Origin of the sequence: Cellulomonas palmilytica (assembly GCF_021590045.1) — a bacterium.
GTDB classification, from domain to species: Bacteria; Actinomycetota; Actinomycetes; order Actinomycetales; family Cellulomonadaceae; genus Cellulomonas; species Cellulomonas palmilytica.
In genome coordinates, this window is the sequence record NZ_CP062221.1 from 3170950 (window position 1) to 3191163 (window position 20214).

The following is a 20214-nucleotide window of genomic DNA, read 5'->3' on the forward strand; positions in this document are numbered from 1 at the left end:
CGGCCGCGCGTGGCGACGGTCCAGGACTCCCCCGCGCGCGGCACGTTGCGCCGCGCCGTCGCGCTGCTCGAGGTCGACCGCGGCCGGTTCGCGCTCGCCGTGCTGCTCGGCACGCTCGCGCTCGGCTGCGCGGTCGCGCTCGCCGCGGTGTCCGCGTGGCTCATCGCGCGCGCGTCCCAGATGCCGCCCGTGCTGACCCTGTCGGTCGCGACGGTCGGCGTGCGCGCGTTCGGCGTCGGGCGCGGCGTGCTGCGGTACGTCGAGCGGCTCGTCTCGCACGACCTCGCGCTGACCGGCATGAGCCGGCTGCGCACCGCGCTGTACGAGCGGCTCGCGGCCGGCCGGCCGGGGGCCGTGCTCGCCGTGCGACGCGGTGACCTGCTCGCGCGCGTCGGCGCGGACGTCGACGACGTCGGCGACCTCGTCGTGCGCGGCCTGCTGCCCGCGGCCGTCGCGACGACCCTCGGGCTCGCGACGACGGTCGCCATGACCCTGATCTGGCCGCCGGCCGGTCTCGCGCTCGGGGTGTGCCTGGTGCTGGCGGGCGTCGTCGCGCCGTGGCTCGCGGACCGCGGCGCCCGCACCGCCGAGCGGCTCGGCACGCAGGCCCGCGCGGACGTCACGGCCGAGGCCCTCGGGCTGCTCGACGACGCCGGACCGCTCACCGTCGCAGGACGCGTCCCCGAGCGACTCGCGGCGCTGCGCGACGCCGACGCCCGAGCCCGCGCGGCGGTCGACGCGGGTGCCGGCCCGTCCGCGCTCGCCGCGGGCCTCGGTCAGCTCGCCATGGGCGTCGCGGTGCTCGCGGCGCTCGTCACCGGCATCCCGGCGGTCGGCGACGGCCGCCTCGACCCGGTGCTGCTCGCCGTGGTCGTCCTCACGCCGCTCGCCGCGTTCGAGGCCACGTCCGTCCTGCCCCAGGCCGCGGTCCAGGTGCACCGCTCGCGCGCCGCCGCCGCGCGCATCCTCGCGCTGCTCGACGCCGCCGACGAGCGGCCCACGGAGACGGCCGCCGCGTCGGCTGCCGGACCGGGATCCGCTGCAGGCCCGGTGGCGCACCTCGCGGCCCGCGACCTCGTCGTCGGATGGCCGGGCGGACCCGACCTGCTCTCCCTCGACCTCGACCTGCGCCCGGGGCGCCTCGTCGCGGTCGTCGGCCCGTCCGGGACGGGCAAGACCACGCTGCTCCTCACGCTCGCCGGCCTGCTCGCGCCGCACACGGGCAGCGTGACCGTGGACGCCGCGCCGCCCGTGCCCGGCCGCACCACGTCGCTCACCGCCGAGGACGCGCACGTGTTCGGCACGACGCTCCTGGAGAACCTGCGCGTCGCGCGCGGCGACGTGACGCCCGACGAGGCGCGCGAGGCGCTGGCCGCCGTCGGGCTCGGCCCCTGGTTCGCCGACCTGCCCGACGGTCTCGACACCCCGCTCGGACCCGACGGTCGCACACTCTCCGGCGGGGAACGTCGCCGCCTCCTGCTCGCCCGCGCGCTCCTGTCCCCCGCGCCGTTCCTGCTGCTCGACGAGCCGACCGAGCACCTGGACAGCGCGGGCGCCGACGAGGTGCTGCACGTCCTGCGCGCGCAGTCCGAGCGCGGCGTGCTCGTCGTGACGCACCGCCTCACGGGTCTCGAGATCGTCGACGAGGTGATCCGGCTCGCCGACGGCCGGGTCGCGGCGCGCGGCACGCACGCGCACCTCCTGGCGCACGACGGCGACTACCGTGAGGCCGTGCAGCACGAGCTCCAGGACCGGCGATGAACGACGAGAACCCCCGCGGGACGCACCGCCGCGCGACACCCGGCGAGGACGGGCTCGTCCCGGTCGCGGGCCAGCCGTTCACGGGCGGAGTCATGTCGGACTCGCAGGCCCCGCCCGTCCCGCTCACCGGCGACGCGCTGACCGACCTGCTCGACGCGATCCTGGCGGTGGCGTCCGAGCTCGAGCTGCCCGCCGTCCTCAACCGGTTCGTGCAGGTCAGCGCCGAGCTCACGGGTGCCCGGTACGGCGCCATCAACGTGCTCGACGACAACGGCACGTCCACCACGTTCGTCTACACGGGCGTGCCCACCGCGATCGCCCGGATGATGCGGCACGCCCCGCACGCGCGCGGCGTCCTCGGCCAGATCCCGGTCCTCGGCGCGCTGCGCCTCGACGACCTCACCGACCACCCCGCGTTCCAGGGCTGGCCCGCCAACCACCCGCCGATGGGCTCCTTCCTCGGCGCGTCCGTCCGGCTGGGTGACCACGTGTTCGGCCAGCTGTACCTGTCCGAGAAGCCGGGCGGGTTCACGGAGTCCGACGAGCAGACCGTGATCGCGCTTGCCGCCGCGACCGGCGTCGCGGTCGCGAACGCCCAGCTCTACGCCGAGTCCGGCCGCCGCGAGCACTGGCTGCGCGCGGGCCAGGAGATCACGACGATGCTGCTCGAGGGCATCGACGAGGAGGACGCGCTCGCGCACATCGCCGCCACGGCGCGCGCCGTCGCCGGGGCGGACACGGCCGCACTCGCGCTGCCCGGCGTGGGTGGCCGGCTCATGATCGAGCTCGCCGACGGGCACGACGCCGACCGCCTGGTCGGCGTGCAGATGCCCGAGCACGGGCGTGCCTGGACCGTCATGACCGAGGGTCGGGGTCTGCTGACGCCCTCGCTGTCCGCGTCACGCAACGTCAAGGTCGAGCAGATGCGCGCGTTCGGCCCCGCGATGTTCGCGCCGCTGCAGACCTCGGGCCGCGGGGTCGGGGTGCTGATCCTGCTGCGGCGCGTGGGGTCGCTGCCGTTCGAGGAGAGCGACCTCGCCACCGCCGAGTCGTTCGCCTCCCAGGCGGCCCTCGCGTTCGTCCTCGCCGAGGCCCGGCACGCGCAGGACATCGCCGCGCTGCTCGACGAACGCGAGCGCATCGCCCGCGACCTGCACGACATGGCGATCCAGCAGCTGTTCGCCACCGGCATGCAGCTCGAGACCGTGCGCCGGCGCGCCGCCCGCGGCGTCGACCCGTCCGAGCTCACCTCGATCGTCGAGGAGGCGCTCGACAACGTCGACTCCTCCGTGCGCGAGATCCGCAAGATCGTCCACGCCCTGCGCGACCCCGACGCCGCCACCGGCCTCGTCGAACGTCTGCGCCGTGAGGCGTCCCTCGCGCGTACCGGCCTCGGCTTCGCCCCGTCGCTCCTCGTGCAGCTCGACGGCGCTCCCCTGTCCGACGACGGGCTCGACGAGGACCGCCTCGACGAGCGCGTCGGCACGGAGCTGACCGACGACGTCGTCGCGGTCGTGCGTGAGGGGCTCGCCAACGCCGCGCGGCACGCGCACGCGTCGTCCGTGTCCGTCCGCGTGGACGTGTCGGGTCAGGGGCCGCTCGGCTCGGTGCGGGTCGACGTCGAGGACGACGGCCTGGGCCTGCCCACGACGCGCAGCCGCCGCTCCGGCACCGGCAACCTCGCCTCCCGCGCCCGCCAGCACGGCGGCACCTTCACCCTCGGCGCCGCACCGGGCGGCCGCGGCACCCTCCTGAGCTGGCAGGCCCCGCTGGGCTGAGATGCCACGCGTTGTCCACAGTTCGTGGCTATGGAACCGCCAGATGTCCGCGATGTGTAGTTTCGACCCGTGCGGCGCGTCGGGATCCTGCTTCTCGCCCTCCTCACGTCGGTCACTGCGGCCGGTTGCACCGATGATCGGCGACCGGAGGCCGAGTCGGCGACCGCGAGCCGCACCGAGTCACTCTCTGCGACATCCGCTCCGCCGACACCACTCACGGCCTCGCCGTCGCAGAGTCCGCGGGCTGCTGGGCCCACCGAGGGCCCTGACCAAGACCTGTCGACCGCGCCCGAGCCACCAGCAGCGCTCACGGGCCCGACGAGCGAGGAGAGCGCCGCTGACGTCGCCGTCTACTTCCTTCGCTCCTTCCCCTACGCGGCGTCGACGGGCGATCTCACTGCTTGGGAGCAGCTCAGCGGCCCGGCCTGTCAGTACTGCGAGGCGATCCGTCAGGCCATCGATGAGATCTACTCCGCGGGCAACCGCAGCACGGGAGGAGCGATCGACGTGGGCGTCGTCGAGACCCAGCGCCGCCGTGGGTCAGACACGTTCATCGTCACGCTCACGATGCGGCAGTACCCCTCCCAGACCCTGAGCCCCACAGGTGAGGTCATCGAGGACTTCCCTGACACCAAGGTCTTCCGGCCGCTCGTCGAGGTCCAGTCCACCCCGGAGGGGTGGGTCGTGACGGGCGTGCAGATGGATCGCGTCGCATGAAGGTTGCCCGTCCGGCGCTCATCGGACTGCTGGTGACGATCGGGCTCGCGCTGAGCGCGCCTGCGACCGGCGTGGACGCCGAAGTCCCCCCACCCAAGAAGGACAGGATCCGGCTCAACGACCAGGCGAGGGCGCACTACAAGTACCGGCAGCAGGAGCGTCGTGCGGCTGACCCCGACGAGTTCCTCGAGCGGTGGGCGCTGTCAGAACTCTGCAACGTGAACAGCCCAGTCCTGGAACCTGCTATTGAGGGTGGCTGCCCGCCTTCGAACGGCACTGTCCATCTACCAGGGTGCGAGGACGCGGAGCCGGTCATGCCTCTGTGGTACCAGTCGCGCCCCACTCTGAGCGCGCCGTGGAGCGCGTGGGAGATGGTGGTCGGCTGGTCCTGCCCCGGTGATCTCCTCCCGGGAATCACGGCCGAGGACTTCCGGGAGCTGACGATCGTCTCGCCGCCTGCACACCGACAACCAACCTCCGATGAGACACTCGTCAACAAGGACCTCATCGTCTACACGGAACAAGCAGAACAGCGCTTTCGAACCACGATCTTCGACTTCGCGATCGACGTCGTCGCGACACCGACGTCCTACTCCTGGGACTTCGGAGACGGCAGCGAGCCGCTGGTGACGACATCCCCCGGCGCCCCCTACCCGTCCTTCGAGCTGACGCACCGGTTCCACGACCCATTGACCACGTCGGTGACCCTCACGACGACGTGGTCGAGTCGATTCCGTGTCGACGATCCGTATGGGACTTGGCAGGACGTCGAGGGCACAGCCGTGCCCCGCGGTCAGCAGCGCGGACGTCAGTGGCCGGGCTCGGCGCGCCAGCTCGAGTGCTTGCGGGACGCGACCCACGCGGCCACCTGCGTGCGCCGCTGCAGGCCCATCTTCGCGAGCAGCGACGTGATGTGGACGCTCTGTCCACAGATCCACGGACACAAGCCACCCGCCATGTCCGTCATGGGTATTTTCTCCCCATGCGTCGGACCGGGACAGCACTCACCGTGCTCTTGACAGGATGCGCCGTTCTGGCCGGGTGCTCGCCTGGCACACAGACCCCCACCGTCGCGACGACAGACACGGCTCGGACCGCGCCGGCGACCAGACCCTCCGGAACCCCCGTGCCGACCGTGAGCCCAACCCCGACGCCGGTGCCCACCAGCGGCCCGGACCAGGACGTCACGCACCCGCCGACGGAGCCGTCCGCCCTCGCGGGCCCGGCGAGCAAGGCCAACGCCGCGCAGGTCGCAACGTACTTCCTGCGGCTCTTTCCGTATGCGGTGGCCACCGGTGACCTCGCCGCTTGGGACGAGCTCAGCTCGGACACGTGCCGTTACTGCGCGACTGTTCGACGCATGGTCGAGGAGATTCATGGACCTGGGAACCACGGGACCGGCGGCGCGTACGACATCACGAGTTCGGACTCCTACGTCAACGACGACGGCACGTTCGTCGTCGTCGCCGAGGCGACGCAGTACCCCTCGCAGACCATCGATCCCAAGGGGCGTCTCGTCGAGGACTTCCCCGGCGTCAACCACTACCGAGTTCGCGTCGGGCTCACTTTCGACGGCAGGTGGACGGTCACGGGCGTCCAGGTCGACGACGCATGACTCCTCGACGGTGGACGACCAGGCACGCGCTCGTCCTGACGGCAACCATCGCGGCGCTGGTCGCAGGCCCGCCCGCTGTCGCAGCCAGGGGAAAGGTGGATCCGCGCGAGGAGGACACGGTCGTCATCAACGACAGCGTGGCACGGGCGCACTACCGGTTCCGGCAGCAGCAACGCAGCGGGCTACCTCCCGAGCAACGACTGGAGGAGTGGGTTCTCTCCAGGTTGTGCAACGTCGACAGCCAGTTTCTCGAACCTGAGATCGACGGTGAGTGCGCGCCCTCGAACGGGACCGTCCATCCTCCTGGATGTGACGGCGACGAACCCGTTCTCCCTCTCTGGCACCGCTCGCGAGCGACGCTCGCGTCACCGTGGAGCCGATGGGAGATGGTCGTCGGGTGGTCGTGCCCGGCTGACCTGCTTCCGACGCTGACGCAGGAGGAGCTCCGCCGGCTGCGGATCGACCCCGCGCCGGCACACCGGCAGCCCAACGCTCCGCAGACGCTCGTCAACAAGGACCTGATCGTCTACACCGAGCGAGCGGAGCAGCGGTTCCGGACCACGATCTTCGACTACGCCATCGACGTGGTGGTCACACCCGCGACGTACTCATGGGACTTCGGCGACGGGACCGAGCCGCTCGTGACGGCCTCGCCCGGCGCGCCCTACCCGTCGTTCGAGCTGACCCACCGGTACGCCGAGCCGCTGACCGCCTCGGTGACCCTCACGACGACGTGGACCGCCCGCTTCCGCGTCGACGACCCGCACGGCGAGTGGCAGGACGTCGAGGGCACAGCCGTGACGACCACGCGCACCGACGAGTTCGAGGTCATCGAGCTGCGCTCGCACCTCGACGGCTGAGTACCGGCCGGGCACCCGGCCCCTCAGCGCCTGGGGAGCTCAGTGGCCGGGCTCCGCGCGCCAGCTCGAGTGCTTGCGGGACGCGACCCACGCGGCCACCTGCGTGCGCCGCTGCAGGCCCATCTTCGCGAGCAGCGACGTGATGTGGTTCTTCACGGTCTTCTCGGCGACGCCGAGCCGCTCCGCGATCTCGCGGTTCGACAAGCCCTCGCCGATGAGGTCGAGCACGCGCAGCTCGCTGGGCGTGAGGTTCTCGGTCGGGTCGTCCTGGCCCGCGCGACGGCGGGTGACCGTGCGCTCGTCGAGCAGCGTGCGGCCCGCGGCCACGGCGCGGATGACGTCGGTGATCTCGGCACCGCGCACGGACTTGAGCAGGTAGGCCGCGGCGCCCGCCTCGAGCGCGGCGGCGACCGCGTCGTCGTCGTCGAACGACGTCAGGACGATGGCGCGCGCCCCCGGCTGCTTCTCGTGCACCTGGTGCAGCAGGTCGATCCCCGTGCCGTCAGGCAGCTGGAGGTCGACGAGCATGACCTGCGGGTGGACGAGCGTCGCACGGCGCACGCCGTCGGCGACGGACCCCGCCTCTGCGACAACGGTCATCCCCTCGGTGCGCTCGACCACCTCGGCGATGCCGCGACGGACCACCTCGTGGTCGTCGACGATCATGACCGTGATCGGTCCCTGCTTCCCTGGGGCGGCGTCAAGGTTCGGCACAGTGGCATCGTAGCCAGGCATGAGGACGATCCTGCTGCCCACCACGCTCGAAGAGCGCGTCGCGCTGCCACAAGGGTGGCGTTCGCTCGACTACGACCCCGCGCTGCCGCTGCCGACCGCGGGGCTCGACGCCGAGGTGCTGGTGGTGTGGGGGAACCGTCGTCCCGCGCTGGCGGACGCCGCGCGACGCCTGGCGGGGCTGCGCTGGGTCGCGTGCCTCGCGGCGGGCACGGACGCGGTCGACGACGCGGGCTTCGATCCGTCGGTCGTCGTGACGTCCGGTCGCGGGCTGCACGACGGGCCCGTCACCGAGCACGCGCTCGCGCTCCTGCTCGCGTGCGCGCGGCGGCTGCCCGACCTGGTGCGCGCGCAGGACGAGCGCCGGTGGGCCGGGGAGCTCGGCGGCGTGCAGCGGGTGCACGACACGAAGTTCCGCACCCTGGCGGGGGCGCACGTCGTGGTCTGGGGGTTCGGGTCCATCGCGACCAGGCTCGCCCCGCTGCTGGTGGCGCTCGGGGCGAACGTCACGGGGGTCGCGCGGACCGCGGGCGAGCGCGAGGGGTTCGGTGTGGTCACGCCCGACGAGCTGCCGCGCGTGCTGCCGACGGCCGACGCGCTCGTCGGGATCCTGCCCGCCACCGCGCAGACCCGGCACGCGATCGACGCGCGGGTGCTCGCGATGCTCCCGCCGCGCGCGTTCGTCGTGAACGTGGGGCGCGGCTCGACGCTCGACGAGAGCGCGCTCGTCGACGCGGTGCGCACGCGGCAGATCGCGGGTGCCGCGCTGGACGTGTTCGAGCGCGAGCCGTTGCCGCCGTCGAGCCCGCTGTGGGGCGAGCCCCGCATCCTCATCAGCCCGCACGCGGCCGGCGGACGTCCGCAGCACGCGGGCGCGTTCCTCACCGAGGCGCTGCGCGCGTTCGACGAGGACCGTCCGCTGCCGAATGTCGTCCCGCGCTGACGCCGGGTCGGCCGCGGGTCAGGTGCGAGGCGACCGCGCCGCCCGTGGCGTCCGGGGCGCGGGCTGGCAGCGGGGGCAGAACGCCGAGCTGCGGTTCATGAACTCGACGCGCCGGATCGGCGTGCCGCAGCGCGGGCACGGGCGGCCCTCCTGCCCGTAGACGGCCAGGCTGCGGTCGAAGTACCCGGACGCGCCGTTGACGTTGACGTACAGCGCATCGAAGCTCGTCCCGCCCTGCGCGAGCGCCTCCGACATGACCTGCGCGGCCGCGTCGAGCACGCGCCGGACGCCGACCGGCCGCAGCGCCGAGGTCGGGCGCGCGAAGTGCACCTGCGCACGCCACAGCGCCTCGTCGGCGTAGATGTTGCCGACGCCCGAGACGAGCGTCTGGTCCAGCAGGGCGCGCTTGATGCCGGTCCTGCGCGAACGCACCGCGCGCACCAGGGTCGGCAGGTCGAGCGCCGGGTCGAGCAGGTCGCGCGCGATGTGGGCGACCTGCTCCGGGACGGTCGCGTCCGACGAGCCCCGCCCGCCCGGAGCGCCGTCCGGGGTCGGGACCAGGTCCTGCACGCTCACGTGGCCGAACGTGCGCTGGTCGACGAAGTCGAGCGCGCCCCCGTCGTCGAGCACGAACCGCACGCGCAGGTGCGGATGGACCGCACGGTCTCCCGCGGTCTCGGCCGCGAGCTCGTCCGACGAGCGCACCAGGAGCTGGCCGCTCATCCCGAGGTGGACGAGCAACGCCTCGTCGGCGGCATTCCGGTCCCCGGTGAGCGGCACCCACAGGAACTTCCCGCGCCGCACCGCCGCGGCGAGCGTGCGTCCCTGCACGCGGCCGACGAGGTCGGCGGGACCGCCCAGGTGCCGACGGACGCTGTAGTCGCGCAGCACCTGCGCGTCGAGCACGCGGCGGCCGACGACGTGACGTGCGAGCCCGTCGCGGACGGTCTCGACCTCGGGCAGCTCGGGCACGCGTCAGCCGGCGGCAGCCCCGGGAGCCGCAGCGTCGTCGTCCACCGCGCTCTCCGCCTGCAGCCGTCGGTACGCGGCCTCCGCGGCCTGCTGCTCGGCGACCTTCTTCGCCGGGCCGACGCCCGTGCCGCGCACCTCGCCGCCCACGACGGCGTGCGCGGTGAACGACCGCGCGTGGTCCGGGCCCTCGCCCACGACGTCGTAGTGCGGCGCACCGAGCCCGAGGGACGCGGAAAGCTCCTGCAGCGACGTCTTCCAGTCGAGACCTGCGCCCAGGTCGGCCGCCTGCGCGAGCGTCGGGCCGACGAGGCGCTCGACGACGACACGCGCGGTCTCGAGCCCGTGCGTCAGGTAGATCGCCCCGAACAGCGCCTCGAGCGTGTCGGACAGGATCGAGTCCTTGTCGCGGCCGCCCGTGGCGAGCTCGCCCTTGCCGAGCAGCACGTAGCGGCCCAGGTCCAGGTTTCGCGCGACGCCCGCGAGCCCGCGCTGCGACACGGTCGCGGCACGCATCTTCGCGAGCGCACCCTCGGGCTCGTCGGGACGCGTGCGGTACAGCGACTCCGTCACCACGAGGCCCAGGACCGTGTCGCCCAGGAACTCCAGGCGCTCGTTCGTCGGGATGCCGCCGGCTTCGTGCGCGAACGACCGGTGGGTCAGGGCGAGCACGAGAAGCTCGGGGTCCAGGTGGACCCCGAGCTTCTCGAGGAGTTCGGTGGCCATGTCGCCCCCGCCGGCACTCATGCCAGGGCCCGGGACGTCACGACTGCGCGCACCCGCTTCAGCGGGCGTCGTGCTCGCTGCGCAGCGCCTCGGCGTACTGACGGCCGTTGTAGGCACCGCACGACGGGCAGGCCGTGTGGGGCTTCTTGTCGGCCTTGCAGTTGGGGCACTGCGTGATCGTCGTGGCAGTGGTCTTCCACTGCGACCGACGCGCACGGGTGTTGCTGCGCGACATCTTGCGCTTCGGAACCGCCACGGCTAGCTCTCTTTCGTCTCGTCGTCCTGGCTCACCAGACCGCTCAGGGCGGACCAGCGAGGGTCAAGCGTCTCATGCGAATGGTCAGGGTCGTCCGCCAGGCGCGCTCCGCACTCGGAGCACAGACCCGGGCAGTCGGGCCGGCACAACGGCTGGAACGGCAGAGCCGGCACCACCGCGTCCCGCAGCGCGGGCTCCAGGTCGATCAGGTCGTCCTCGAGCTCGCGCACGTCCTCGCCCTCGTCACCCTCCTCGGCCGCGGCCTTCGCGCGCTCGGGGTACGCGTAGAGCTCCGTGAGGAAGACGTCGACGTCGTCGACGACCTCGCCCAGGCAGCGCACGCACTCCCCGACCGCCCGACCACGGACGGATCCGGTGACCAGGACCCCCTCCATGACGGCCTCGAGCCTCAGATCGAGCTCGAGGTCCGACCCTTCGGGGAAACCGATCACGTCGGTGCCGAGGTCCGCGGGAGCGGCGACCGTCCGCTGCACGGTCCGCGTCGATCCCGGACGTCGGCCGAGCTCGTGGGTGTCGAGCACGAACGGCGAGCGGGGATCGAGGTGAACTGGGCGGTGCACGGCCGTCCCCTCGTAGTGGTTCTCCTGCGGATTCTCGGTACCGCCAGACCGGCAGGACCAACGGACGATGCTACAGGTCCCGCCGGACGCCCCCAAATCGTCCGGGCGTGAGCGTCGCCACCGCGCAGGGCACGGCGGTCACGCGTCGGTCGAGAGCCTGCCCGCGAGCTTCGCGCGGCCCGCCTGCACCTGCGCGAGCACCTTGCCGAGGTCGATCTCGAAGTCCGCGAGGCGGCGGTCGCAGTAGTCGTCCGCGTCGCGCCGCAGCTCGTCGGCGGTGTGCTGCGCGTCGGCGACGAGCTGCGCGGCCTGCTCTTGTGCCGCGGTCACGACCGCCTCCTGCGCGACGAGCTCGGCCGCCTGCGCCCGTGCGCGCTCGAGGATCCGGTCGGCGTCCTCCTGCGCCGCGGTGCGCGCGGCATCCGCGTCCGCGAGCACCTGGTCGGCGCGCGTGAGCTGGTCCGGCAGCACCTCGCGCGCCTGCGCGACGAGGTCCAGCAGCTCGGCGCGGCTCACCAGCACCGACGACGACATGGGCATGTTCCGCGCGGCCAGGACGGCCTGCTCGATCGCGTCGAGCACCCCCGTCAGGCCTTCGGTCCGCTCCTGCGGCTCGCTCACGGGCGATCCTCCTTCTCTCGCACGCACGGGCCGGTCCGGCGCGTGCGCGGGTCCAGCCTCGCACCGCGGGCCGTGCGTCGCGGCCCGAGGGCGGCGCGAGGCGCCCTCGGGCGTGGCTCAGGCGTGACTCAAGCACGGCCCAGCGCGGCGCGCACGGCGTCCGCGACGCCCGCGGGGACGAGGTCGTCGACCGACCCGCCGAACCGCGCGACGTCCTTCACGAGCGACGACGCGATGTGCGCGAGCGCGGGGTCCCCCACGACGAACACCGTCTCGACGCCCGTCAGGTGCCGGTTCATGAGCGCCATCGGCAGCTCGCCGTCGAAGTCCGCACCGCCCCGCAGCCCCTTGACGACCGCGGACGCGCCGACCTCGCGCACGAAGTCCGCGAGCAGTCCCGGCACGACCTCGACGCGCACGCCCGCGTCCTGCGCGAACGCCGCTCGTGCGAGCGCGACGCGCTGGTCGACGTCGAGCAGCGGGGACTTCGAGGAGTTCCGTGCGATCCCGACGACGACCTCGTCGAACATCGACCGCGCGCGCCGCACGACGTCGACGTGGCCGAGGGTCAGGGGGTCGAACGACCCGGGGCAGACGGCGAGGCTCACGTCCGTCAGCGTAGGCCAGGGGCCCGCGGCGCCCGGTGCATCGCGCGCAGCGTCGCCGCGTCGTCGAGCGGCACCTGGCCGACGACCGCGAACCCGAGGCGCTCGTAGAACACCACGTCGCGCTCCTCTGCCGTGCAGAGCCACGTCGTGGTCCCGCGCTCGTCGAACGTCGCGAGCCCGTGCGACACGAGCCGCGAGCCCAGCCCGCGCCCCTGCAGACCCGGCCGGACCGCGAGCAGGTGCAGGTACACCGCGGGGTCGGCGGGCGCGTGCGCCGACGAGCCGCCGAGCGTCGCGAACAGGTGCGCCGTCCGCTCGGGCCCGACGACCGCGGCGACGATCCCGGGCACGGACGGCAGGCTCGCGAGCACCGGGTGGTCGTCGGGTGCGTCCGGCACGCGCCACGCGGCCACGCCCGCGACCTCGCCGTCGACCTCGACCACGTCGACCCGACCGACCGCGAGGTAGCGGTCGACGAACGCGCCGAACCACGCCGCGCACACGTCGTCGCGCGTCGTCTCGTCGGGCAGCGCCCAGCGGACCAGCGAGTCGTCGTGGAACGCCCGCCCGAGAACAGTCCGGATCGCCGGCATGTCCTCGGCGCGCGCCGCGCGCACCCGGTGCTCGACGGTCATGCGTTCCCCTCCTCGTCCTCGTCGGGCTCGGCGAACCACACCGCGGTCTCGCCGTAGGAACGCGCGTCGAACCGCGTCAGGCCCTGCGGCCAGTCGGGTTCGGGCGCCCGGCCGGAACGCTCGACGACGACCACCGCACCCTCCGCGAGGTTCCCGACGAGCCCGCGCAGCACGGTCACCAGGTCCGCCTCGGACAGGTCGTACGGCGGGTCGACCAGCACGAGGTCCCACGGCGCGAGCGGGGGCCGCTCGACGAACCGTTCGGCCTTCTCGGCGACGACGACGACGCGGTCCCCGACGCCGAGCGTCACGACGTTGCGGCGGCACACCTCGGCGGCCTGCCGCGCGAGCTCGACGAGCGTCACCGCCGCGGCACCGCGGCTCGCGGCCTCCAGCCCGAGCGCGCCCGAGCCCGCGTACAGGTCCAGCACGCGCGCGCCGGCGACGACGTCGAGGTGCTCGAGCCGCGAGAACAGCGCCTCGCGCACGCGCTCGCTCGTCGGCCGCGTCCCGGCGCGCGGCACCTGCAGCGAGCGCCCGCCGACGCTGCCCGCGACGATCCTCGTCACGCCGTCCTCCCGTCCTGCGACATCCCGTCCTGCGAGATCCCGTCCTGCGACGCCGCGGCGCCCGGACGGACGTTCACCGTGCGCACAGCCTCGCCCACGACGGGCCCGGGCGTCACGTCAGGCACGGTCGAGGAACTCGTCGCGCTCTCCGGCCAGGAGCAGGTCGATCGCGTCGCGCAGCGCCGGGTACGACTCGAGCTCGGGGTCCTGCTCGACGACGGCGCGCGCGTCGGCCCGCGCCTGCTCGATGAGGTCGCCGTCGCGCGTGACCCGCAGGAGCCGCAGCGACGTGGACGCACCGGACTGCGACGCCCCGAGGACGTCGCCCTCGCGCCGCTGCTCGAGGTCGAACGCCGCGAGCGCGAACCCGTCGAGCGTCTCGGCGACGGTGCGCAGCCGCTCGTGCCCGGGGCTGTTCTCGTGCGCCCCGGAGACGAGCAGGCACACGCCGGGCGCGCTGCCGCGGCCGACGCGGCCGCGCAGCTGGTGCAGCTGCGAGACGCCGAACAGGTCGGCGTCGAGGATCACCATCGCGGTGGCCTCGGGCACGTCCACGCCGACCTCGACGACCGTCGTCGACACGAGCACGGGCACGGCCCCGGACGCGAAGTCCGCGAGCGCGCGGTCCTTCTCGTCGGGCGCGAGCTTGCCGTGCAGCATCCCGACGCCCACACCGGCGAGCTCGGGCATGGACCGCAGCTCCTCGACGACCTCGAGCACGGCGCGCGGCGGGCGGCGGGGCGCGGCGCCCGCCTCGCCGAGCGTCGCGGGCTCGTCGGCCACGAGGTCCGCGCCGTCGTCGTCGTCGCCCGTGATCCGTGGGCACACCACGTACGCGCGCCCGCCCTTGGCGACCTCCTCCCGCACGCGGGCCCACGTGCGGGACATCCAGGCCGGCAGGTGCGCGGGCACGACGAACGTCGTGATCGGCGACCGGCCCGCCGGCAGCTCGTCGAGCACCGAGGTCTCCAGGTCCCCGAACACCGTCATCGCGACCGTGCGCGGGATCGGCGTGGCGGTCATGGCCAGCAGGTGCGGCTGCGCCGCGGCCTTCGCGCGCAGCGCGTCACGCTGCTCGACGCCGAACCGGTGCTGCTCGTCGACGACCACGAGCCCGAGGTCCGCGAACTGCACGGTCTTCTCCAGCAGTGCGTGCGTGCCGACGACGATGCCCGCGGCCCCCGACGCGGCGTCCAGCAGCGCCTGCTTGCGCGCCGCGCCCGTGACGGACCCGGTGAGCAGCGCGACGCGCGTGCCCTGCTCGGCCCCGCCGAGCATCCCGCCCTCGGCCAGGTCACCGAGCATCGCGCGCAGCGAACGCGCGTGCTGCGCCGCGAGCACCTCGGTGGGCGCGAGCAGGGCTGCCTGCCCGCCCGAGTCGACGACCTGCAGCATCGCGCGCAGCGCGACGACGGTCTTGCCGGACCCGACCTCGCCCTGCAGCAGCCGCTGCATGGGCACCTGCTGCGCGAGCTCGGCCGCGACCTGCTCCCCCACCGCGCGCTGCCCGGCCGTGAGCGTGAACGGCAGCCGCGCGTCGAACGCGTCGAGCAACCCGCCCGGCACGTGGGGCCGCGCGACCGCGGGCTGCGACGCGGCGCGCGCCCGGCGCCGCGCGAGCTCGGCCTGCAGGACGAACGCCTCCTCGTACCGCTGGCGTCGGCGAGCCTGCCGCCAGTCCTCCTCGGTCTCCGGGCGGTGGATGGCGCGCAACGCGGGCAGCAGGTCCCCCAGACCGCGTGCGTCGCGGACCTGGTCCGGCACCGGATCGGGCACGTCGCCGTCCCGCAGCGGGTCGAGGACGAGCTGCACGGCCGTCGCGATCTTCGCGCTGTCGAGCCCCGCGCTGGCCGGGTACACCGGCAGCGGGCGCGCGGCGTGCTCGAGCGCGGCACCCTCGTCGTCGGCGTCGAACCACACCGCCTCCGGGTTCGCGAGCTGCGCGCGGCCGTTGAACCAGCCGACCTTGCCCGTGAACAGCCCGCGCCGCCCGGGCCGCAGCTCACGCTCGAAGCGCTTGGCCATGTGCTCGCGCTGCGCGAAGAACGCGAGGTGCAGCACCGAGCGCCCGTCGGTGACCTGCGCCTCGACCCGCAGCTTGCCCGACGACCGCGAGCGCAGCACGCCCGAGCACGAGCGCACCTCGGCCACGACCGACGCCTTCTCGTCGATCACGAGGCCCGCGATGTCCGTCAGGCGGCTCGGGTCGGCGTACCGGCGCGGGTAGTAGCGCAGCAGGTCGCCCGCCGTGCGCACGCCCAGGGCCTCGAACTTCGGCCCCGTGCGCGGCACGAGCGACCCCACCGGTCGGTCGAGCCCCGCCGCGCGCGTCACCCCGTCCGCGTACCGCACACGCCCTCCTTCGTCCTCGTCCCCGCCGTGGTCCCGACCCGCCCGACCCGCTCAGTCCACCGCGACCAGCACGCGCGACGCGGACGCGTCCGCGAGCACCGTCGGCTCGAGGCCGTGCCGGGCCGCGACGCGCTCGACCTGCTCGGCCAGCACGTCGTCGAGCGGCCCGGGCACGACCACGGTGAGGCTCTCGGGCACCGCGGTCACGCCGGTCGGCGGCGCGCCGGGCCGGCCGTCGCGCGCGCCGTCGGAGACGGAGCGGACGAGGTCGTCGACGGCCTCGCCGAGCTGCTCGACCGACGCGGCGGGCTGCAGCGCGGCCACCCGGACCCGCCCCGTGGCGAGCGCCGCGGCGGCCGCCGCGGACGTGCCCGCCGTGACGAACGCGAGCGTCGCGACCGCCGCGCGCGCCTCGTCGTCCGCGCCGAGCACCTCGACGCCGTCGAGCTCGAGCAGCGCTTCGAGCTCGTCGGCCGCGACCGCGCCACCGGGGACGACGAGCACGGCGTGACCGGACTCGTCGCGCGCGTCCTCCACGGCGCGCCGCACGTGCACGGCGCTGACCGGGGCCTCGGGGCAGCGCACGACGACGACCGCGCCCGCGGTCGCGTACCAGGCGGCGAGCCCGGGCGACGCGGTCACGACGACGAGCCCCCACCCGTCCGGGCGCGGCCCGAGCGCCGCGTCGACCACGTCGAGCCGCCGCACGACGACCTGCTCGCGCGCACCCGCGGCGCACGCGTCGATCGCCGCGACCGGCTCGTCGGTGTGCACGTGCGCGTGCCACCACCCGTCGGCGCCCACGACCGCGACCGAGTCGCCCACCGCGGCGAGCGCGTCGCGCAGGTGGTCGCCCAGGTCCTGGTGCGGCGCCTGCACGACGAGCATGACCTCGAACGCCCCGCCGCCCGCGGCGTGCTCGGCGACGAGCACGTCGCCCGTCTCGTCGTCCGTCTCGTCGGCGGTGTCGTGCCCGGCCGTGCGGTGCTCGGCCGTGCGGTGCTCGGCCGTGCGGTGCTCGGTGTGCGGCGCGGCACGCTCGGGCAGCCACTGCGCGGGGTCACGCGCGGGCTCGCGCGTCACGGCCCCCACGAGCGCGTCCACGACGACGAGCAGTGCGCACGCCCCGGCGTCCGGCACGTGCGCGCGCCGCAGCACGGGGTGCGTCGCGCTGATCCGCGCGAGCGCCTGGTGCCCCGCGGACGCGGCCTGCGCGACGACGTCCTCGACCGGGGCGCCGGCGTCCGCCGCGAGCGCGGCCGCCTGCGCGACCTCGTCGGCGAGCGTGAGGACGGTGCCCTCCTGCGGGTCCGCGAGCGCGACCCGAGCCGCGCGTGCGGCGTCCCGCAGCGCGGCCGCGAGCACCCGGGCGGGTCCGTCGTCGTGGTGCCGCGCGCGCCGCACGAAGCCCGCGAGCCACTGGCTGAGGATCACGCCCGAGTTGCCGCGCGCCGAGAGCATCGCGCCGCGCGCGAACGCGACGAGCACCGTCTCCGGGCCGAGCTCCTCGCGGTCCGGCCCGGCGCCCCCGGGCGACGTGGCGGCGAGCAGCTCGTCGACCGCGCGCCCACCGCCCTCGACCGTGAGCCACGCGTTGGTGCCCGTGTCGGCGTCGGCCACGGGGAACACGTTGACCGCGTCGATGCGGCCGCGTGCGCCCACGAGCCCCGTGCGCGCACCGGACACCCAGGCGAGGGCCTGGTCGGTCCCGAGCAGCACGCGCACTCCCTCCTCGTCGTCCCGTCGATGACGTCCTGTCCCTGCGACGTCCTGTCCCTGCATCCTGTCCCTGCGACATCCTGTCCCTGCGGGCCGCGCGTCGGCACGTGCGTGCAGGGTCGGCGCGGTGTCAGCCCACCAGCCTGCCCGACGGGCGGGCGGTGGTGCGGCGCATCTCACCCTGCACCACCGCGCCCACATTTGGGGGCCCTGCACGCCATGGGCTAGTCTTGACCGGTTGCCCGACGGGTTCGGGCGCGCCCTGACGGGTGCGGTGAGGTTCGTCCGGCGGTTTCGTCCGACGATCCGCGACCGCCGCCCAGCGGGAACCCCGACTTCGCCGCGGACCTCGCGGCTGTTCAAGTTCGACCAGAGCAACAGGAGAAGACCGTGGCCGCCACCTGCGACGTCTGCGCCAAGGGCCCGAGCTTCGGGCACAGCATCTCGCACTCGCACGTCCGCACGAAGCGTCGTTGGAACCCCAACATCCAGCGCGTCCGCGCGGTCGTCGCCGGGACGCCGAAGCGCCTCAACGTGTGCACCTCGTGCCTCAAGGCCGGCAAGGTCCAGCGCGCCGTCTGAGTCGCACTCCCCCGCTTTTCCGCAAGGCCCGCGAGGAAATCTCCTCGCGGGCCTTGCGTCGTCCCGGCCTTGTGGCAGGGTGACCACATGGCCGAGCAGATCGAGGAGCTGACCATCCGGGCGGCAGGCCCCGCCGACGCCGCCGCCATCGCGGGCGTGCACGTGCGCTCCTGGCAGGAGGCGTACATCGGGATCGTCTCGGCCAGCTATCTCGAGTCGCTCGACCCGCAGGCCGCGGCCGAGAAGTGGACGCACCACCTCGAGCACGGACCGGCCGACGGCGTGCGGACCTGGCTCGCGCAGGACGGCGGACGCCTGCTCGGCTTCGCGTCGATGGGCCCCAGCCGCGACGAGGACGCCGGCCGCGGCGACCTCGAGATCTACTCGATCTACCTCGACCCGGGCACGTGGGGCCACGGCGTCGCGCGCGAGCTCATGAAGACGCTCATCGCCGAGGCCGGCGACCACACGGCCATCTCGCTGTGGGTGCTCGCGGCGAACGAGCGCGCGCGTCACTTCTACCGTCGGCACGGCTTCCAGCCGGACGGCGTCGAGCGGTACGAGGAGGTCGGCGGGGAGGAGCTGCTCGAGGTCCGCTACCGCCGCGGCTGACGGAGCCGACGGCCCGCCCGAGGACGGTGGGGTTCTCAGCCCGCGCGGCCCGCGAAGTGGTCCCAGCCCGTCGCGACGCCGGGGTCCGCCCCGTCGAGCGTGACCGCGGGCTCGTCGTCCCCGGCGGGAAGCACCCGCCCGATCGCGCGGAACGGCGCAGGCAGCACGGTCCCCGCGGGGAACGTCGCGAGCAACCCGTGGTCCTCTCCCCCGCCCAGCACCCACGCCCACGGGTCGGCGGCCACGTCGTGCGCCACCGCGGCGAGCGCGGCGGCGTCCGGGGCGAGCGCGTCACGGTCCAGGTCGAGCCGTACTCCGCCGGCCCGCGCGAGCCGCCCGCCGTCCTTGAGCAGCCCGTCCGACACGTCCATCATCGCCGTCGCCGCCGCGTCCGCCGCGTCCGGCCCCGCGGCGAGCGGTGCGCGCGGCCGCAGGTAGGCGCCGACGAGGCGCGCACGCTCGTCGTCGGCCGCCGGGACGCCCGCGGAGAGCAGCGCCAGACCGGCGGCCGACCACCCCAGGACCCCGGCGTGCGCGACGACGTCGCCGGCCCGAGCGCCGGACCGCAGCACGGGCGCGCGTCCCTGCAGGTCGCCGTGCGCCGTGACCCCGACGACCACGAGCGGCCCGCCCGACAGGTCGCCGCCCACCACGCCCGCGCCGAGAGGCGCGCAGACGGCCGCCAGACCGCGCGCGAGACCGACGACCCAGTCCACCTCGAGGTCCCCGGGCACGGCGAGCGTCACGACGAGACTCGTCGGCACCGCGCCCATCGCGGCCACGTCGGCGAGGTTCTGCACAGCCGCGCGGCGCCCCACGTCGTGGCCGGACGACCACGCGCGGCGGAAGTGCCGATCCTCGACGAGCACGTCCGTCGTGACGACGAACCGCCCGTCCGCGGCCGCGACCACCGCCGCGTCGTCACCCGGGCCGAGGAGCGTCGCCGCACCCCTCGGCAGCTCCGGGACGATCCGGGCCAGCAGCTGCTCCTCGGTCAGGTCCGCGACTCGCACCCGGCCACGCTAGCGCCCGCCCGGGACCCGGACCCGGCGCGTCCGGGGCAGCCCTCCCGAGTCGTTACGGTGGTGGCGTGCCCCGCGCTGCTCGTCGTGCCCTGACCGTCGCCCTCGTCCCGGCCACCCTGGCGGGCTGCGCGTCGGCCGTCGCCACCACGGCCGGGCCGTACGCGACCGACCCGGTGTGCGCGCAGGTCGTCCTCGCGACCCCCGACGAGCTGAGCGACCTCGAGCGCCGCGACACCGACGCGCAGGCGACGACCGCGTGGGGCGACGGCTCGGGCGCGGTCGTGCTGCGCTGCGGCGTCGAGCCGCTCGGACCGACCACGGACCGCTGCGAGACCGTCGAGTCGCCCGACGGCACGTCGGTCGACTGGGTCGTCGTCGCCTCCGACCCGGACGACGAGGCAGGCACCGACTGGACGTTCACCACCTACGGCCGCGTCCCCGCGGTGCAGCTGCTCGTGCCCGCCGCGATCGCACGCACGCACCCCACGTCGTTCCTCGACGCGCTCGGCCCGGCCGTCCAGCACACCGCGCGCGAGCGCGGGTGCCTGTGACG

21 protein-coding genes and 1 pseudogene are annotated in these 20214 nt (G+C 74.6%); 9 read left to right on the top strand and 13 right to left on the bottom strand.

Going from position 1 to position 20214, the window contains the following annotated elements; translation table 11 throughout:
- Positions 1-9: 9 nt before the first annotated feature.
- The 3 genes from cydC to F1D97_RS14345 all read left to right on the top strand — a co-directional run bounded on the left by cydC (position 10) and on the right by F1D97_RS14345 (position 4256).
- Positions 10-1761, top strand: coding sequence for a thiol reductant ABC exporter subunit CydC (cydC, locus tag F1D97_RS14335; protein ID WP_236121188.1), 1752 nt, complete (start codon positions 10-12; stop codon positions 1759-1761).
- A complete protein-coding gene (locus F1D97_RS14340) occupies positions 1758-3539 on the top strand; it encodes a GAF domain-containing sensor histidine kinase (protein ID WP_236121189.1) in 1782 nt (593 codons plus the stop codon). Before cydC ends, F1D97_RS14340 begins: the two co-directional genes overlap by 4 nt.
- A gap of 69 nt (positions 3540-3608) precedes the next feature.
- A complete protein-coding gene (locus F1D97_RS14345; RefSeq protein ID WP_236121190.1) occupies positions 3609-4256 on the top strand; it encodes a DUF6318 family protein in 648 nt (215 codons plus the stop codon).
- Between the two features lie 808 nt (positions 4257-5064).
- Here the strand turns inward: F1D97_RS14345 and F1D97_RS14350 are convergent.
- Positions 5065-5172: pseudogene (locus F1D97_RS14350) on the bottom strand (DNA-binding response regulator); the annotation flags it as partial.
- A 219-nt stretch (positions 5173-5391) separates the two neighbouring features.
- On the opposite strand from F1D97_RS14350, the gene F1D97_RS14355 reads away from it, so the two are divergent.
- Together F1D97_RS14355 and F1D97_RS14360 are read left to right on the top strand one after the other, a co-directional pair.
- A complete protein-coding gene (locus F1D97_RS14355; protein ID WP_236121191.1) occupies positions 5392-5871 on the top strand; it encodes a DUF6318 family protein in 480 nt (159 codons plus the stop codon).
- Positions 5868-6731, top strand: coding sequence for a PKD domain-containing protein (locus F1D97_RS14360; protein WP_236121192.1), 864 nt, complete (start codon positions 5868-5870; stop codon positions 6729-6731). The genes F1D97_RS14355 and F1D97_RS14360 overlap by 4 nt, the downstream gene beginning before the upstream one ends.
- A 39-nt stretch (positions 6732-6770) precedes the next feature.
- On the opposite strand, the gene F1D97_RS14365 is transcribed toward F1D97_RS14360, so the two are convergent.
- Entirely contained in the window at positions 6771-7397 is a 627-nt protein-coding gene (locus F1D97_RS14365; protein WP_094180452.1) for a response regulator, read from the bottom strand.
- Between the two features lie 67 nt (positions 7398-7464).
- On the opposite strand from F1D97_RS14365, the gene F1D97_RS14370 reads away from it, so the two are divergent.
- Positions 7465-8406 carry an NAD(P)-dependent oxidoreductase gene (locus tag F1D97_RS14370; RefSeq protein WP_236121193.1) on the top strand — a complete coding sequence of 314 codons (942 nt, stop codon included), beginning with the start codon at positions 7465-7467 and terminating at the stop codon, positions 8404-8406.
- An 18-nt stretch (positions 8407-8424) separates the two neighbouring features.
- Here F1D97_RS14370 and mutM read toward each other — a convergent pair whose 3' ends face one another.
- The 10 genes from mutM to F1D97_RS14420 form a co-directional block, all read right to left on the bottom strand.
- Positions 8425-9378: a bifunctional DNA-formamidopyrimidine glycosylase/DNA-(apurinic or apyrimidinic site) lyase gene (mutM, locus tag F1D97_RS14375; RefSeq protein WP_236121194.1), complete on the bottom strand. Its 954-nt coding sequence runs from the start codon at positions 9376-9378 to the stop codon at positions 8425-8427.
- A 3-nt stretch (positions 9379-9381) separates the two neighbouring features.
- Positions 9382-10101, bottom strand: coding sequence for a ribonuclease III (gene rnc, locus F1D97_RS14380; RefSeq protein WP_236121195.1), 720 nt, complete (start codon positions 10099-10101; stop codon positions 9382-9384).
- A gap of 58 nt (positions 10102-10159) precedes the next feature.
- On the bottom strand, positions 10160-10357 hold the full coding sequence (rpmF, locus tag F1D97_RS14385; protein ID WP_094180454.1) for a 50S ribosomal protein L32: 198 nt from the start codon (positions 10355-10357) through the stop codon (positions 10160-10162).
- A gap of 2 nt (positions 10358-10359) precedes the next feature.
- A complete protein-coding gene (locus tag F1D97_RS14390; RefSeq protein WP_236123615.1) occupies positions 10360-10938 on the bottom strand; it encodes a YceD family protein in 579 nt (192 codons plus the stop codon).
- 138 nt (positions 10939-11076) lie between these two features.
- Positions 11077-11559, bottom strand: coding sequence for a hypothetical protein (locus tag F1D97_RS14395; protein WP_236121196.1), 483 nt, complete (start codon positions 11557-11559; stop codon positions 11077-11079).
- A gap of 128 nt (positions 11560-11687) precedes the next feature.
- Complete coding sequence (gene coaD / locus F1D97_RS14400) at positions 11688-12167, bottom strand: pantetheine-phosphate adenylyltransferase (protein WP_236121197.1); 480 nt, start codon at positions 12165-12167, stop codon at positions 11688-11690.
- 5 nt (positions 12168-12172) lie between these two features.
- On the bottom strand, positions 12173-12802 hold the full coding sequence (locus tag F1D97_RS14405; protein ID WP_236121198.1) for a GNAT family N-acetyltransferase: 630 nt from the start codon (positions 12800-12802) through the stop codon (positions 12173-12175).
- A complete protein-coding gene (gene rsmD, locus F1D97_RS14410; RefSeq protein ID WP_236121199.1) occupies positions 12799-13371 on the bottom strand; it encodes a 16S rRNA (guanine(966)-N(2))-methyltransferase RsmD in 573 nt (190 codons plus the stop codon). Before rsmD ends, F1D97_RS14405 begins: the two co-directional genes overlap by 4 nt.
- Positions 13372-13488: 117 nt before the next feature.
- Positions 13489-15723 carry an ATP-dependent DNA helicase RecG gene (locus F1D97_RS14415; protein ID WP_236121200.1) on the bottom strand — a complete coding sequence of 745 codons (2235 nt, stop codon included), beginning with the start codon at positions 15721-15723 and terminating at the stop codon, positions 13489-13491.
- 51 nt (positions 15724-15774) lie between these two features.
- Positions 15775-17442 carry a DAK2 domain-containing protein gene (locus F1D97_RS14420; RefSeq protein ID WP_236121201.1) on the bottom strand — a complete coding sequence of 556 codons (1668 nt, stop codon included), beginning with the start codon at positions 17440-17442 and terminating at the stop codon, positions 15775-15777.
- Between the two features lie 390 nt (positions 17443-17832).
- Here F1D97_RS14420 and rpmB point away from each other — a divergent pair, with 390 nt between their 5' ends.
- Both rpmB and F1D97_RS14430 read left to right on the top strand, forming a co-directional pair.
- Positions 17833-18024 (top strand): 50S ribosomal protein L28, encoded by a 192-nt coding sequence (rpmB, locus tag F1D97_RS14425; protein WP_019136706.1) that lies wholly within the window; start codon positions 17833-17835, stop codon positions 18022-18024.
- A gap of 87 nt (positions 18025-18111) precedes the next feature.
- Positions 18112-18636 (top strand): GNAT family N-acetyltransferase, encoded by a 525-nt coding sequence (locus tag F1D97_RS14430; protein WP_236121202.1) that lies wholly within the window; start codon positions 18112-18114, stop codon positions 18634-18636.
- A gap of 35 nt (positions 18637-18671) precedes the next feature.
- On the opposite strand, the gene F1D97_RS14435 is transcribed toward F1D97_RS14430, so the two are convergent.
- A complete protein-coding gene (locus F1D97_RS14435; RefSeq protein ID WP_236121203.1) occupies positions 18672-19649 on the bottom strand; it encodes a thiamine-phosphate kinase in 978 nt (325 codons plus the stop codon).
- A gap of 77 nt (positions 19650-19726) precedes the next feature.
- Between F1D97_RS14435 and F1D97_RS14440 the strand changes: the two genes are divergently transcribed.
- A complete protein-coding gene (locus F1D97_RS14440; protein ID WP_236121204.1) occupies positions 19727-20212 on the top strand; it encodes a DUF3515 family protein in 486 nt (161 codons plus the stop codon).
- Positions 20213-20214 lie beyond the last annotated feature (2 nt).

Coding starts and splice junctions, on each gene's coding strand:
- F1D97_RS14340 (WP_236121189.1), top strand. CDS start 1,758: ATGAACGACGAGAACCCCCGCGGGACGCACCGCCGCGCGACACCCGGC.
- F1D97_RS14405 (WP_236121198.1), bottom strand. CDS start 12,802: ATGACCGTCGAGCACCGGGTGCGCGCGGCGCGCGCCGAGGACATGCCG.
- F1D97_RS14365 (WP_094180452.1), bottom strand. CDS start 7,397: ATGATCGTCGACGACCACGAGGTGGTCCGTCGCGGCATCGCCGAGGTG.
- F1D97_RS14360 (WP_236121192.1), top strand. CDS start 5,868: ATGACTCCTCGACGGTGGACGACCAGGCACGCGCTCGTCCTGACGGCA.
- rnc (WP_236121195.1), bottom strand. CDS start 10,101: ATGGCCACCGAACTCCTCGAGAAGCTCGGGGTCCACCTGGACCCCGAG.
- F1D97_RS14370 (WP_236121193.1), top strand. CDS start 7,465: ATGAGGACGATCCTGCTGCCCACCACGCTCGAAGAGCGCGTCGCGCTG.
- F1D97_RS14430 (WP_236121202.1), top strand. CDS start 18,112: ATGGCCGAGCAGATCGAGGAGCTGACCATCCGGGCGGCAGGCCCCGCC.